The 14,683-nt window shown below is 65.4% G+C and carries 8 protein-coding genes; all 8 read right to left on the reverse strand.

All coding sequences use genetic code 11. From position 1 onward, the window contains the following. Positions 1-21: 21 nt before the first annotated feature. On the reverse strand, positions 22-3,981 hold the full coding sequence (locus ABLE92_RS11595; RefSeq protein ID WP_348804919.1) for a DNA-directed RNA polymerase subunit beta': 3,960 nt from the start codon (positions 3,979-3,981) through the stop codon (positions 22-24). An 83-nt stretch (positions 3,982-4,064) separates the two neighbouring features. After that, positions 4,065-7,562, reverse strand: a complete 3,498-nt coding sequence (gene rpoB, locus ABLE92_RS11600) for a DNA-directed RNA polymerase subunit beta (protein WP_348804920.1) — start codon at positions 7,560-7,562, stop codon at positions 4,065-4,067. Positions 7,563-7,918: 356 nt separating this feature from the next. Continuing rightward, positions 7,919-8,716, reverse strand: a complete 798-nt coding sequence (locus ABLE92_RS11605; RefSeq protein ID WP_348804921.1) for a hypothetical protein — start codon at positions 8,714-8,716, stop codon at positions 7,919-7,921. Between the two features lie 257 nt (positions 8,717-8,973). Then, the gene (locus ABLE92_RS11610) at positions 8,974-9,597 is read right to left on the reverse strand and encodes a hypothetical protein (RefSeq protein ID WP_348804922.1); all 624 of its coding nucleotides are present in this window, start codon (positions 9,595-9,597) and stop codon (positions 8,974-8,976) included. A 67-nt stretch (positions 9,598-9,664) separates the two neighbouring features. Continuing rightward, complete coding sequence (locus ABLE92_RS11615; RefSeq protein ID WP_348804923.1) at positions 9,665-10,948, reverse strand: MCE family protein; 1,284 nt, start codon at positions 10,946-10,948, stop codon at positions 9,665-9,667. Continuing rightward, complete coding sequence (locus ABLE92_RS11620) at positions 10,945-12,189, reverse strand: MCE family protein (RefSeq protein ID WP_348805117.1); 1,245 nt, start codon at positions 12,187-12,189, stop codon at positions 10,945-10,947. The genes ABLE92_RS11615 and ABLE92_RS11620 overlap by 4 nt, the downstream gene beginning before the upstream one ends. 58 nt (positions 12,190-12,247) lie before the next feature. Further along, positions 12,248-13,579, reverse strand: a complete 1,332-nt coding sequence (locus tag ABLE92_RS11625) for an MCE family protein (RefSeq protein ID WP_348805118.1) — start codon at positions 13,577-13,579, stop codon at positions 12,248-12,250. Beyond that, positions 13,579-14,682, reverse strand: coding sequence for an MCE family protein (locus tag ABLE92_RS11630; RefSeq protein ID WP_348804924.1), 1,104 nt, complete (start codon positions 14,680-14,682; stop codon positions 13,579-13,581). Before ABLE92_RS11630 ends, ABLE92_RS11625 begins: the two co-directional genes overlap by 1 nt. Position 14,683: the final 1 nt, after the last annotated feature.

Raw genomic sequence — 14,683 nt, forward strand, 5'->3', positions numbered from 1 at the left:
TCGTGACGCCGCGCAGAGTGACTAGCGGTAGTCGCCTCCGGAGAAGCCGTAGTCGTCGAGCGGCACCGCAGCGCCCGACGGGGCACCGAAGGTGCCGTCCGGGCTGTAGTAGGTGTCGTCGTAGGCGGGCATCGCGTACGCCGCGGCGCGCGCCTCCTCGGTCGGCTGAACCTGGATGTTGCGGTACCGGTTGATGCCGGTACCGGCCGGGATCAACTTACCGATGATCACGTTCTCCTTCAGACCGATCAGCTTGTCGCTGCGGCTGTTGATGGCCGCATCGGTCAGGACACGCGTGGTCTCCTGGAACGACGCCGCCGACAGCCACGACTCGGTTGCCAACGAGGCCTTGGTGATACCCATCAGCACCGGACGTCCGGCCGCGGGCTCGCCACCCTCACTGACCACCTGACGGTTCGCGGACTCGAACTCGGCGCGCTCGACGAGCGAACCGGGCAGGAACTCCGTGGCACCGTGATCGATGATCGTCACGCGACGCAGCATCTGGCGCACGATGGTCTCGATGTGCTTGTCGTGGATCGACACACCCTGGCTGCGGTAGACCTCCTGGACCTCGTTGACCAGGTGCACCTGCACCTGACGCGGACCCATGACGCGCAGCACCTCATGCGGGTTCGCCGAACCCTCCATCAGCTGCTGACCCACGTCGACGTGGTCACCGTCGGCGAGCAGACGCTCGGAGCCGTCGTCGTGCTTGAACACACGCAGACGCTGACGCTTCGAGATCTTGTCGTAGACAACCTCTTCCGATCCGTCATCGGGGATGATCGTGATCTTGTAGAAGCGGTCGTCGTCCTCCAGACGCACCCGGCCGGAGACCTCCGCGATCGGCGCGACACCCTTGGGCACGCGCGCCTCGAAGAGCTCCTGCACACGCGGCAGACCACCGGTGATGTCGTCACCGACGCCACCCTGGTGGAAGGTACGCATGGTCAGCTGGGTTCCGGGCTCACCGATCGACTGGGCGGCGATGATACCGACGGCCTCGCCGATGTCGACGAGCTTGCCGGTGGCCATCGAACGGCCGTAGCACATCGCGCACACGCCGGTGCCGGTCGCACACGTCAGGACCGAACGGACCTTCACCGAGGTGATGCCGGCGGCCAGCAGTGCCTCGATGGCCGGGTCGCCCAGGTCGTGTCCACGCTCGACGATGACGTTGCCGTTCTCGTCGAGGGCGTCGGCGGCGAGGGTGCGGGCGTAGGCGCTGGTCTCCACATGCGCGTCACGGATGATCGAACCGTCCGGCTGCTTCTCACCGAGCGACACCACGATGCCGCGTTCGGTGTTGCAGTCGGTCTCGCGGACGATCACGTCCTGGCTGACGTCCACCAGACGACGGGTCAGGTAACCCGAGTCGGCGGTGCGAAGTGCGGTGTCGGCCAGACCCTTTCGGGCACCGTGGGTGTTGATGAAGTACTCCAGCACGGTCAGGCCCTCACGGAAGGAGGACTTGATCGGACGCGGGATGAACTCACCCTTCGGGTTGGTCACCAGACCCTTCATGCCCGACAGGTTACGAACCTGCGTCAGGTTACCGGTGGCACCCGACTTCGGGATCATGATGATCGGGTTGTCCTCGGGGTAGTACTCCTCCATGACCTTGCCGACCTCTTCGGTGGCCTGCTTCCAGATCTCGACCAGCGCGTCGCGCCGCTCATCCGGGGTCAGGGCACCACGCTGGAACTTGCGCTCCAGGCCATCGGCACGCTCCTCGTAACGTTCGAGGATCTCGGTCTTGGCCGGCGGCACGAGCACGTCGGCCATCGACACGGTGACACCCGAACGGGTGGCCCAGTAGAAGCCGACGTCCTTGAGCTTGTCGACGGTCTGCGCGACGACGATCATCGGATAGCGCTCGGCGAGATCGTTGATGATCGCGGCCTGACGCTTCTTCGGCATCTGCTCGTCGACGAACGGGTACTCGATCGGCAGCAGCTCGTTGAACAGCACCCGACCCAGGGTCGTGATGGTGGTCCACGGCTGCCCGTAACGCCAACCGTCCGGATACTCGGCGGCCTCGACGTCGGCCGGCGGACGCTGGTCGGTCAGCCGCACCTTGATGCGCGACTGCACGGTCAGCACCCCACGGTCGACGGCCATGATGGCCTCCGACGGGCTGGAGTAGACACCCTCTTCCGGGGTGTCGGCGGTGGCCGCCCGGTACTCGCCTGCCGCACCCTCCTTGAGGGTGGTCAGGTAGAACAGGCCGGTCACCATGTCCAGACGCGGCATGGCCAGCGGGCGACCCGAGGCCGGCGAGAGGATGTTGTTCGAGGACAGCATCAGGATGCGGGCCTCGGACTGTGCCTCCGCGCTCAGCGGCAGGTGCACGGCCATCTGGTCACCGTCGAAGTCGGCGTTGAACGCCTCACACACCAGCGGGTGCAGCTGGATGGCCTTGCCCTCCACCAGCTGCGGCTCGAAGGCCTGGATACCGAGGCGGTGCAGCGTCGGCGCACGGTTCAGCAGAACCGGGTGCTCGGCGATGACCTCTTCGAGGACGTCCCACACGGCGGGACGCTGACGCTCCACCATGCGCTTGGCCGACTTGATGTTCTGGGCCTGGTTGAGATCGACCAGACGCTTCATCACGAACGGCTTGAACAGCTCGAGCGCCATCAGCTTGGGCAGACCGCACTGGTGCAGCTTGAGCTGCGGGCCGACGACGATGACCGAACGGCCCGAGTAGTCGACGCGCTTACCGAGCAGGTTCTGACGGAAACGACCCTGCTTGCCCTTGAGCAGATCGCTCAACGACTTCAGCGGACGGTTGCCCGGTCCGGTGACCGGACGGCCGCGGCGGCCGTTGTCGAACAGGGCGTCCACCGACTCCTGCAGCATCCGCTTCTCGTTGTTGACGATGATCTCGGGGGCACCGAGGTCGATCAGTCGCTTGAGGCGGTTGTTGCGGTTGATGACGCGGCGGTACAGGTCGTTCAGGTCGGAGGTCGCGAAGCGGCCACCGTCGAGCTGCACCATCGGACGCAGCTCCGGCGGGATCACCGGCACGGCGTCGAGCACCATACCCAGCGGCGAATTGCCGGACTGCTGGAAAGCGGCCACGACCTTCAGTCGCTTGAGCGCACGCAGCTTCTTCTGGCCCTTGCCGCTGCGGATGGTCTCGCGCAGCGACTCGGCCTCGGCGTCGATGTCGAAGGTCTCCAGGAGCTTCTTGATCGCCTCGGCACCCATCGCACCGGTGAAGTACTCGCCGTAGCGGTCCTGCAGCTGGTGGTAGAGCTTCTCGTCGATGATCAGGTCACCGGGGGCGAGCTTGACGAACTTGTCCCACAGTTCCTCGAGACCGTCGAGTTCACGCTGCGCGGCGTCGCGCATGCGCTTCATCTCACGCTCGGCACCGTCCTTGACCTTGCGGCGCACGTCGGCCTTGGCACCCTCGGCCTCGAGTTCGGCGACATCGGCCTCGAGCTTGGCCGACCGCTCGTTGAGGTCGACGTCGCGCTGATCGGCGACAGCCTTCTTCTCGACCTCCATCTCGGCCTCGAGCGTCGACAGCTCGTTGTGACGCAGCTCGTCGTCGACGGAGGTGATCACGTAGGCGGCGAAGTAGATGATCTTCTCGAGATCCTTCGGCGCGAGGTCGAGCAGGTAGCCCAACCGGCTCGGCACACCCTTGAAGTACCAGATGTGGGTGACCGGTGCGGCGAGCTCGATGTGACCCATCCGCTCGCGGCGGACCTTGGCCTTGGTGACCTCGACGCCGCAGCGCTCGCAGATGATGCCCTTGAAGCGCACACGCTTGTACTTGCCGCAGTAGCACTCCCAGTCGCGAGTCGGTCCGAAGATCTTCTCGCAGAACAGGCCGTCCTTCTCCGGCTTGAGCGTGCGGTAGTTGATGGTCTCGGGCTTCTTGACCTCGCCGTACGACCAGTTGTGGATGTCATCGGCCGTCGCAAGACCGATCTTCAGTTCGTCGAAGTAGTTGACGTCGAGCACTCTATGCCTTCCCTGAGCAAGCTCTTGAATTCGACTGAATGGGGGTGACACGTGGGGGCTTGTGCAGCCCCCACGTGCGCTGGTCAGTTCGCGAGGTCGTCGACCGTGGCCGACTCGTTGCGCGACAGGTTGATGCCGAGGTTGGCCGCGGCGCGCTCGAGATCCTCGTCGTCGGTGTCGGCCATCTCGATCGCGGCGCCGTCACTGGACAGCACCTCGACGTTGAGGCAGAGCGACTGGAGCTCCTTGAGGAGCACCTTGAACGACTCGGGGATGCCGGGCTCGGGGATGTTCTCGCCCTTGACGATGGCCTCGTACACCTTCACGCGGCCGACCACGTCGTCCGACTTGATCGTCAGCAGCTCCTGCAGGGTGTAGGCGGCGCCGTAGGCCTGCATGGCCCAGCACTCCATCTCACCGAAGCGCTGGCCACCGAACTGGGCCTTACCGCCGAGCGGCTGCTGGGTGATCATCGAGTACGGACCGGTCGAGCGGGCGTGGATCTTGTCGTCGACCAGGTGGTGCAGCTTGATGATGTACATGTAGCCGACCGACACCGGGTACGGGAACGGCTCGCCGGAACGACCGTCGAACAGCGTCGCCTTGCCGTCGCCGTTGACCATCACCTCACCGTCGCGGTTGGGCAGCGTCGAGGACAGCAGTCCGGTCAGCTCCTCCTCACGCGCACCGTCGAACACCGGGGTGGCGGTGTTGGTGTCGGGAGCCGACGAGTACATGTCCTCGGGCAGCTTCGACGCCCAATCCGGCACACCGTTGGCGACGTCGATGTTCCAGCCGGCCTTGGCGATCCACCCGAGGTGGGTCTCCAGGATCTGGCCGATGTTCATACGACGCGGCACACCGTGGGTGTTCAGGATGATGTCGACCGGGGTGCCGTCGGGCAGGAACGGCATGTCCTCCTGCGGGAGGATCTTGCCGATGACGCCCTTGTTGCCGTGCCGGCCGGCCAGCTTGTCGCCGTCCTGGATCTTGCGCTTCTGCGCGACGTAGACGCGGACGAGTTCGTTGACGCCCGGGGGCAGATCGTCGTCGTCGTCACGGCTGAACACGCGCACACCGATGACCTTGCCGGTCTCGCCGTGCGGCACCTTCAGCGAGGTGTCGCGCACCTCGCGGGCCTTCTCACCGAAGATGGCACGCAGCAGACGCTCTTCCGGGGTCAGCTCGGTCTCGCCCTTCGGGGTGACCTTGCCGACCAGGATGTCGCCGTCGCGGACCTCGGCACCGATGCGGACGATGCCGCGCTCGTCGAGATCGGCGAGCACCTCGTCGGAGACGTTCGGGATGTCCCGGGTGATCTCCTCGGCACCGAGCTTGGTGTCGCGGGCGTCGATCTCGTGCTCCTCGATGTGGATCGAGGTGAGGGTGTCCTCCTCGACGAGACGCTGGCTCAGGATGATCGCGTCCTCGTAGTTGTGACCCTCCCACGGCATGATCGCCACGAGGAGGTTCTTACCGAGGGCCATCTCACCGTTCTCGGTGCAGGGGCCGTCGGCGAGGACCTGGCCGGACTCGACGCGCTGACCCTCGTCCACGATCGGACGCTGGTTGGCGCAGGTGCCGTGGTTGGAGCGGGCGAACTTGCGCATCCGGTAGGTGTCGCGGGTGCCGTCGTCGGCCATCACGGTGATGTAGTCGGCGGAGACCTCCTCGACCACACCGGTCTTGCCGGAGACGATGACGTCACCGGCGTCGACGGCGGCACGCAACTCCATGCCGGTACCGACCAGCGGCGACTCGTTGCGCACCAGCGGCACGGCCTGACGCTGCATGTTCGCACCCATCAGGGCGCGGTTGGCGTCGTCGTGCTCGAGGAACGGGATCATCGCGGTCGCGACGGAGACCATCTGACGCGGCGACACGTCGAGGTATTCGACCTGCGCGGCGGAGACGAACTCCACCTCCGAGCCCTTCTTACGCACCAGCACACGATCGTCGGTGATGTTGCCGTCGAGGTCGTAGGCGGTGTTGGCCTGCCCGATGAGGTAACGATCCTCCTCGTCGGCGGTCATGTACTCGATGGTGTCGGAGACGACACCGTCGATCACCTTGCGGTACGGGGTCTCGATGAAGCCGAACGGGTTGACCCGCGCGTACACCGACAGCGAACCGATCAGGCCGATGTTCGGGCCTTCCGGGGTCTCGATCGGGCACATGCGGCCGTAGTGGCTGGGGTGCACGTCGCGCACCTCGAGGCCGGCGCGCTCACGGCTCAGACCACCCGGGCCCAGCGCCGACAGACGACGCTTGTGGGTCAGACCCGACAGCGGGTTGTTCTGGTCCATGAACTGCGACAGCTGGCTGGTGCCGAAGAACTCCTTGATCGCCGCCACGACGGGACGGATGTTGATCAGGGTCTGCGGGGTGATCGCCTCGACGTCCTGGGTGGTCATGCGCTCACGCACGACACGCTCCATACGCGAGAGGCCCACGCGGATCTGGTTCTGGATCAGCTCGCCGACGGTACGCAGACGACGGTTGCCGAAGTGATCGATGTCGTCGACCTCGATCGGCACGTCGAGCGACTCCGGCCCTGCCACCTTGGCGAACGACACGGTGTGCGGGTCGGCGTCGTGCAGGCGCACCAGGTACTCGACGGTCGCGGCGATGTCCTCACGGGTGAGGGTCGCCTCGCCGGTCATCGGGTTGTCGGTGAGACCGAGCTTCTTGTTGACCTTGTAGCGGCCGACGCGGGCCAGGTCGTAGCGCTTCTCCTTGAAGAACAGGTTCTCCAGCAGGTTCTCCGCGGACTCCTTGGTCGGCGGCTCGCCCGGACGCAGCTTGCGGTAGACCTCGAGCAGCGCCTCGTCCTGGTTGGCGGTGTTGTCCTTCTCCAGGGTGGACATCATGATCTCGGAGAATCCGAAGCGCTCGGAGATCTCCTCGTTCGTCCAGCCGAGGGCCTTGAGCAGCACGGTGACCGGCTGGCGGCGCTTGCGGTCGATGCGGACACCGACGGTGTCGCGCTTGTCGACGTCGAACTCGAGCCAGGCGCCGCGGCTCGGGATCACCTTGACGGTGTGCAGCGTCTTCTCGGTGGTCTTGTCGATGTTGGCATCGAAGTACACGCCGGGGCTGCGCACGAGCTGGCTCACCACGACACGCTCGGTGCCGTTGATGATGAAGCTGCCCTTGTCGGTCATGATCGGGAAGTCGCCCATGAACACGGTCTGCGACTTGATCTCACCGGTGTTGTTGTTGATGAACTCCGCGGTGACGAACAGCGGCGCCGCGTAGGTCATGTCCTTGTCCTTGCACTCCTCGACGGAGGCCTTGACCTCGTCGAAGTGTGGGTCGGAGAAGGACAGCGACATCGATCCCGAGAAGTCCTCGATCGGGGACAGCTCGTGCAGGATGTCTTCGAGTCCGCCGGTGGGGCGCTCGTCGCCGCGGCTGATCGCCTTGGCGCGCCATTCCGGCGATCCGACGAGCCATTCGAACGAGTCGAGTTGGAGATCCAGGAGGCCCGGTACCTCCAGGGGTTCGCTGATTTTTGCGAACGAGGCGCGGTGTGGTGCGCCGGGGATGGTGGTTGAGGTGGACTGGCGGTCGACTGCCAAGGTGCGTCCTTCCAACACGATGTGTTCACTGCCTAGCGTGGTGTGGCTGATAGGGCCGTTCGCTGGTGACAAACCTGGATCGGCGATCACCGCAGCTCACACAAGGTGACTGGAAGGAGAATCGTTAGATGGACAGGAGGCAGCCAGCGCAACGTCCAACTATAGCAGGAAAGAGACACCCTATGTCAAGCAGGCGTGAACGCAACCGCCGACCGGTGTCGTGAGAGCGAGTCGCGCGATGGCTGCCGACGCGATATTCGCTGGTGACAGATTGGCCCGCCGGGGGCCCCACGTCAAGCGCTACGCGCAGATTTGTGGAAGAAAAGTTCGAATGACACCGCGATTTTCACGACTGTCTACAGGTCGGTGAACTTCTCGACGAGCCACTGGTCACCCTGCTTGACCATCGACACCTGATACCGCGAGATCAGGCTCTGCGTCGGCGCGCCGTTGGCGGTGCCCGACACGACGAAGTTCACCAGGAGGGTGGCCGTCGAGCCGTCGGCGTCGCCGGACATGTCCGACACCCCGATCGCGTCGACCTTGCAGTCGTTGGTCACCTCTTGCTGACCGAACTGCTCCTTGATCGCCGGCACCGCGGTGTTGAACTGACTCAGCGCCTCACCGGTCATCATCGGCCGGACCTCGCCGACCCACTTGTCGAAGTCCTTGCTCCGGGCCGAGTTGATGGTGCAGATCTTGGTCTGCGCCTGACCGGTGAGATCGGTGGTCGCGGCCTGGTCGATGAATGCCCGGTTGGGACCGATGGTCGCGCCCGGATGCAGTCCGAGTACCAGGGCGACGATCCCCAGCACCACCGCCACCGCGCCGACGATCGCGATCAGCCGCGTCGAGTACCAGGAGAACTCACGGGAACGCTTCTGGGACTTGACCTTTCGGCCCGGACCCGTCTTGCTGCCGGCTTTCCCGCCGGCCGACTCGGGCTGCGGTTTGATCGTCGACACACGCGCCACCGTCCGCTTCTTCGCGGTGGGTTTGGTGGTGTCGACGGTCGTATCGGGTTTGGTGGTGTCGGCTTCGGTGGCGGCGTCGGACTTCGACGCGTCGTCCTCGGCCTCCTCGTCGTCCGCGTCGGCCGCGTCGTCCTCGTCACGCTTGGTCAGCGAGACGGTGGCCTTGTCGGTCGCGGACACGGGAGCGCTGTCAGTGGAATCTTGAGCGCTGTCAGTGACCTCGGGAGCGCTGCCAGCGGAGTCCTGAGCGCTGTCAACGTCAGGCAGAGCGCTGTCAACGTCAGGCTGAGCGCTGTCAACGGTGTCTTGAGCGCTGTCAGTGACCTCGGGAGCGCTGTCAACGTCAGCACGAGCGCTGTCAGTGACCTCGGGGCGCTGCTGCGAGCCGGCGACCTTGGGTCGGTAACCGGGGCGTCGTTGTTGTGGTTTGCGGGCCATCAGTTACCACCTGCCGGAGCCTGGGTCGGGGCGGGTGTGGCCGCCGACTCGGTGGGAGCAGCGCTGGTCGAACCGTCGTCGGCGTAGGAGATGCCGTCGAGCGGGCTCACCTTGATGGCCTTCCAGGTGTCGTCGAACTTCTGCATGCCGACCAAAAAGCCCATCGTGCTCGGCGTCTCGGTGGCATGACCGGGCATCTTGCCGGTGACGGCGAGGTACACCAGGATCTGCGCGGTGCCGTCGTCGGCGCTCACCTCGGTGGGAGCCGAGCGAACCACCCGCGACGTCGTCGAACCGACCTGGTCACCGGCGGACTGCAGCTGCGGGTCCAGCGTGGCCACGACCTGCTGACGAACCTGCTCGAGCGCGTCGCCGGCGAAGCTGGCCTGCAGCCGCTGGTTGAACGCATTCATGTTCTTCGGGTCGATCGTCGTCACATTGAGCATCGCCTGCTCGGCGGCGCCGGTGGCGTCGTCGCGGGCCTGCTGCGCCGGGTTCTCCACCGCATACACCTGGTATGCCCGGTACCCGTAGTACGCAACGCATCCCAGCGCCGCGATCACCGCGAGCACCGCGACAACGGCGGCGACCTTGCGGATCAGGACATCATTCTTCGTCGTCATCGCGCGTCACTGTAACGATCGGACCTGAGAGGTTGCCAATCACGCCAACCGCTCCCCTGCCGCCGCGTCACCCGCCCACGCCGTAGCCGAATCCACCCGGCTTCACCGGACGCACACCCAACAGATAGGCAAGCTGGGTGGCCAGCGGATTGAGGTTCAGCTTGTCCGGATCCTTCTTCGGCGTGGAGTCCCACGGCTGCACGGTGTCCGGATTCGCGTACTCGACGCGCTGCGCGCTCCGCACACCGGTCGGATTGCCGAACGGCACGTCACACGACGCGTTCGTGTTGAACGGGAAGTCGTCGTAGCGGATGTCGAAGGTGGGGTCGCGCTCCTTGATCTTCTTGATCATCTCGTTCGTGCTCTCATAACCCTTGGTGCACGCCGGCGGGTTGTTGGTCTCCAGCACGATGCCGAAGTGGATCTGCCCGTCACCCGGTGCCGGGGAGTGGCTGCCCGCCGACACTGCCGAGAGCATCGCGAAGGTCCCCGACGTCATGAAGGTGGCCGGCTGGATCTCGCGGGCCACCCCGGCCAGATCGCCGACGACCTTGCCCAGATCGTTGCCGTTCTCCTGAATCAGCTCCGAGAGTTGCGTCGCCGAGGCGATGCCATTGGTGAGCAGCCGGCGCACATCCGGATCCGCCGACGCCAGCGTCGCGGTGACCAGGTTCAGGTTGCGTGACCACGTCAGGATCTCGTCGGACTGCGCCGCCTGGGTGGACAGCACCACATCGGAACTCTGGATCAGCGAGATGGTGTCACTGAGATTGTCCGCACCCGCCTTGGCCAGGGTGTTCAGCGAGTCGACCAGCCGCGTCAGGTTGTCGCTCTGCCCGTTGAACGCCTTGCCGAGTTCGACGATGACGGTGTGCAGATCGTCCACCGGAATCGAGTCGGTGAAGTTGACCGCGGAGGCCACCACATCTTCCAGCGGCGCCGGGATCGACACCTTGTCCGGTTCGATCGTCGACCCGTCCTGCAGGTACGGACCCGACGTCGACTCGGACGGCTGCAGATCGATGAACTGCTCACCGATCGCCGAGCGTTCGGCCACCACCGCGACCGCCGACGCGGGGATGTCCGGGCCGTCGGAATCCATCTCGAGGGTGACGTTCACGCCGGTCTGCGTCAGTGTCATCGCACCCACGCGACCGGCCGGGATACCCATGTAGGTGACCTCGGCGTTGGTGAAGATGCCACCGGACTGCTTCATCTCGGCGGTCACCGTGTAGGTGCCCACGCCGACGAGCTTGTCCAGGCGTGCGTACTTGGCGCCGACGTAGACGATCGCGAGGATGCCGACGACGGTGAAGGCGATCAACTGGATCTTCACGAGCTTGCTGATCATGAACTCACCCCCATCGACGCCAGTGTCTTGTCGAGAATGCCCTGTCCCTGGGCCGGCACCGGGGCGTAGGTGGCCGGATAGGTACCGCCCGACGGCGGTGTGTTCGGCCCGGGCCGGGAGTTGCTCGCCGGCGGCAGCAACGTGACCGTCGGCCACCCGTACCGCGGACCGTTGCCGTTGTAGTACGGGTTGGCGCTGTTGACCGGCACCTGGTGACGTTTCGGCGGCGAATAGACCGGGTTGCCCTGGCCGACGCCGAGCGCCTCGAGCTGGTTGAGCGTGCGCAGATCCAGCGTCATGAACAGGTTGGTCGAATCACCTTGCACCGCGGGCAGCAACGAATCCGGGAACGGATGGGTCAGCATCAGCGGTGCCGAGGTGATCAGATCCGGTGCGGCCTTGGACAATTCGGTCAGCACCGGACGCAACGCCTTGAGGTCGGTGACGATCTCCTCACGCGCCCGGCCGAGCACATCGGTGCCGACCTCGCCGAGCTTGTCGAGCTTGGTGAGCAGATCCACGAACTGCGGACGCTGCTCCTCGAGCACGGCCACACCGGCCGGGAGCTCCTTGAGGATGCGGTCGATCTGCTCGGTCTGCGCCGCGGCCCGCGACGACAACTTGTCGAGTCCGTCGATCGCGGTGATGATGTCGTCGCGTTGCCGGTTGAGGGAGGCGATCAGCGTCGAGGCGTTGTTCAGCAGCCCCCTCCACTGATTGGTCCGGCCCTCGAACGCCTTGTTCAGTTCGGTGACGATCGGCTGCAGCTGATTGAGGCCGCCACCGTTGAGCAGCATCGACAGCGCACCGAGCACCTGCTCGATGTCGGTGGCGGTGCGGGTGCGGTCCAGCGGGATCGGCTGATCCGAACCCTGCCGCGGCGCCGAGGTGTCCTGCGCCGGGTCCTCCAGCGACACGAACTTCTCGCCGAGCAGCGAGGTCTGCTGCACCGCGGCCCGCGCCTCATCGGACAGGTCGACCTCGTTCTTCACCTTCACGGTCACCAGCGCATACCACTGGTTGTCGGGCACCTCGATGCTCGTGACGCGGCCGACGGCGATGCCGTTCTGCTTCACCGCCGACTGCGGCACCAGATCCAGGATGTCGCTGAACTGGATCGTGTAGGTGCGTGGATTGTCACCCACGTCGACGCCGCCGGGCAGCGGGATCGACTGGATACCGTTGCTGCCGCATCCGGCCACCAGCACCACCATGGTGAGCGCGGTGAACGCCCACACCATCCGGGCACGGATACCCCGCAGCCGCAGGGGTTTCCGAATCGATTGCAGACTCGCCATCTCAGTTCCCCCCGTTCCGGGTGCTCGGGGCGGTCGAGGTCGACGCAGGCGTCGGGGTGGTCGAGGTCGCTGCCGGACCCGGATTGAGGTTCTGATCGGGCGTGCCGGGAACCGTGCCCGGCACCGGGTACTGCTGCAGCTTGCCGTTGCTCATGATGCCGAACGGCAGCACCGGCAGGATCGGGGTGAGCACGTTGTCGTTGATCTGGTCGGCGATGTTGACGCACTGGTTGATCAACGGGGCGAGGGTATCACTGAACTGCGTCGCCGCCGGGTTGCCCGGCAGCAGCTGCCCGAGGTCGAGGAACTTGCACTGCGGGGCGAGCAGATTCTGCAGATCCGGGAGCGTCAATCGCATGGCGAGGGTGCCGGACTCGGCGTCGTAGGCGTTGATCAGGTTGTTGATCGTCAGCGGCAGCACCGTCAGCACCTCCTTCAGCGAAGTCTTCGTATCGAGCAGGGCCTGTGTGGTCGGCTGCAGATCCTTGAGCGTCTGACCGATCTGCTCCCGGTTGTCCTGCACGAACGTCGCCACGTCACCGAGGGCGTAGGACAGTTTGTTCAGGGCGGTGGCCAGCTGCTGACGCTCCCCGGCCAGGAAGCTGTTGAAGTCGGCCATCTGGGAGTTGAACTGGCGCACCTGCGCGTCGTTCTCCCGCAACGCCCCGACGAAGGTGTTCAGATTCTTGATCGTGTCGAACAGGTCGCCACTGGAATCCGACAGCGTGGTGCTCGCCTTGGACAGGTTCTCGATGGCCGAGCCGAGCTTGTCGCCGTTGCCGTCGAGGTTGGCCGCGCCGGTGCGGATCACCTCGGTGACCGCGCCGTCGGAGTTCGCGCCGTCCGGGCCGAGTGCCTCCGACAGTTTCTGGACGCTGGCATACACCTGGTCGATCTCGACGGGGACCATCGTCTGATCCCGCGAGAGCGTGATGTCGTTGCCGGCCTTCGGGCCGCCCGAGTAGGCGGGGGTGAGCTGCACGTACCGGTCGGCGACGACCGACGGGATGATCTGCACGGCCTTCACGTCGGCGGGCAGGTCGACGCCGCGGTCGACGGTCATCGTCACCTTCACGTTGTCACCGTCGGGTTCGACGGAGTCGACCTTGCCGACGGCGACGCCGAGGACCCGGACATCGGAACCCTCGTAGATGCCGACCGACCGTGCGAACGTCGCGGTGACCTTGGTGGTGCCGAGGGCCGAGAACAGCCACCACAGCACTCCGGCGACGATCATCGCGATGATCACGCCGAAGATGATGTAGACGATGTGACGTGGGGTGAACCAGCGGCCGGGTCCGGCCGTGGTGGTGAGATCGGGAGCGGCCGACATCATCCGGTTGCCTCCGTTCCACCGTTGTTCTGCAGCACCTGCTTGTTGGGCAGTCGCGTCGTGTTCTGCTGCGGCAATGCCGGCGGCAGCAGGTTGGTGACCACCATCTCGAACCAGCGGCCGTTGCCGAGCACGTTGGCGTAGAGCCGGTAGAACGGCGCCATGTTGGTGATCGCCGCCCGCAGGTTCGCGTTCTGCTTGGTCAGCAGTTCGTTGACGCCCTTGAGCGCATCGAGTGCCGGGCCGATCTGCTGCTCGTTGTCACGCACGATGCCGGTCAGTGCCGTCGACAGACTCGTCGTACTGGCCAGCAGCGCGGAGATGTTCTTCTGCCGGTTGTTCAGTTCGTCGAGCAACTGACCGGCGCCGGCGATGAGCCTGACGAAGGTCTCGTTGCGGTCGGCGAGGATCTTGGAGGTGTCCTTGGTCGCGGCGAGCAACTTCTGCACCTGCTGATCGCGGCTGGCGATGGTGTTGGACAGCCGCGATATGCCGTCGAGTGCCGGCCCCATGTCGCCGGCGGTGCCGGAGAAGGCCTCCGACAGCGTCGACATCGACGTCGCCAACTGATCGGTGTCGAGATCCTCGATCTGGGTGGTCGCATCGGAGAACGCCTCGATGACGTCATACGGGCTGACCGTGTCGGTCAACGGCACACCCGGATCGGCGAGCTCGCTGCCGCGCGGGTTGAGCGCGAGGTACTTCTGCCCGAGCACCGTCTTGATCTGGATGGACGCCTGCGTCTGGTTGCCGATCCAGGTGTTGGACACGCGGAAGCGGACGTCGACGCGGTTGCCGTCGAGGGCCACGTCGGTGACCTCGCCGACCTTCACGCCGGCCACCCGCACCTCGTTGCCGGATTTGAGCCCGGCGGCCTCGGTGAACTTTGCCGTGTAGATGGCGGCCTGACCGACCAGCGGCAACGACGTCAGATAGAACGCCGAGATCGCCACCATGAGCAGGATCGCGATACCGATCCCGCCGATCGACACGGGGCTGCGATGACCCCCGAATCGACGATGCGGATGCGTGTTCTGCTTCGGTGCCGGCGCGGACTCGGCCCCCTGGGAGCCGTCTGCCGCGGTGTTGTCATGCTCGGTCATC

Source organism: Gordonia oleivorans (assembly GCF_040044975.1).
Lineage (GTDB): Bacteria > Actinomycetota > Actinomycetes > Mycobacteriales > Mycobacteriaceae > Gordonia > Gordonia oleivorans.

Excerpts from the sequence above, each read along its gene's own strand:
- ABLE92_RS11615 (WP_348804923.1), bottom strand. The coding sequence starts at position 10,948 with ATGATCAGCAAGCTCGTGAAGATCCAGTTGATCGCCTTCACCGTCGTC.
- ABLE92_RS11620 (WP_348805117.1), bottom strand. The coding sequence starts at position 12,189 with ATGGTGTGGGCGTTCACCGCGCTCACCATGGTGGTGCTGGTGGCCGGA.
- ABLE92_RS11625 (WP_348805118.1), bottom strand. The coding sequence starts at position 13,579 with ATGTCGGCCGCTCCCGATCTCACCACCACGGCCGGACCCGGCCGCTGG.
- ABLE92_RS11630 (WP_348804924.1), bottom strand. The coding sequence starts at position 14,682 with ATGACCGAGCATGACAACACCGCGGCAGACGGCTCCCAGGGGGCCGAG.
- ABLE92_RS11610 (WP_348804922.1), bottom strand. The coding sequence starts at position 9,597 with ATGACGACGAAGAATGATGTCCTGATCCGCAAGGTCGCCGCCGTTGTC.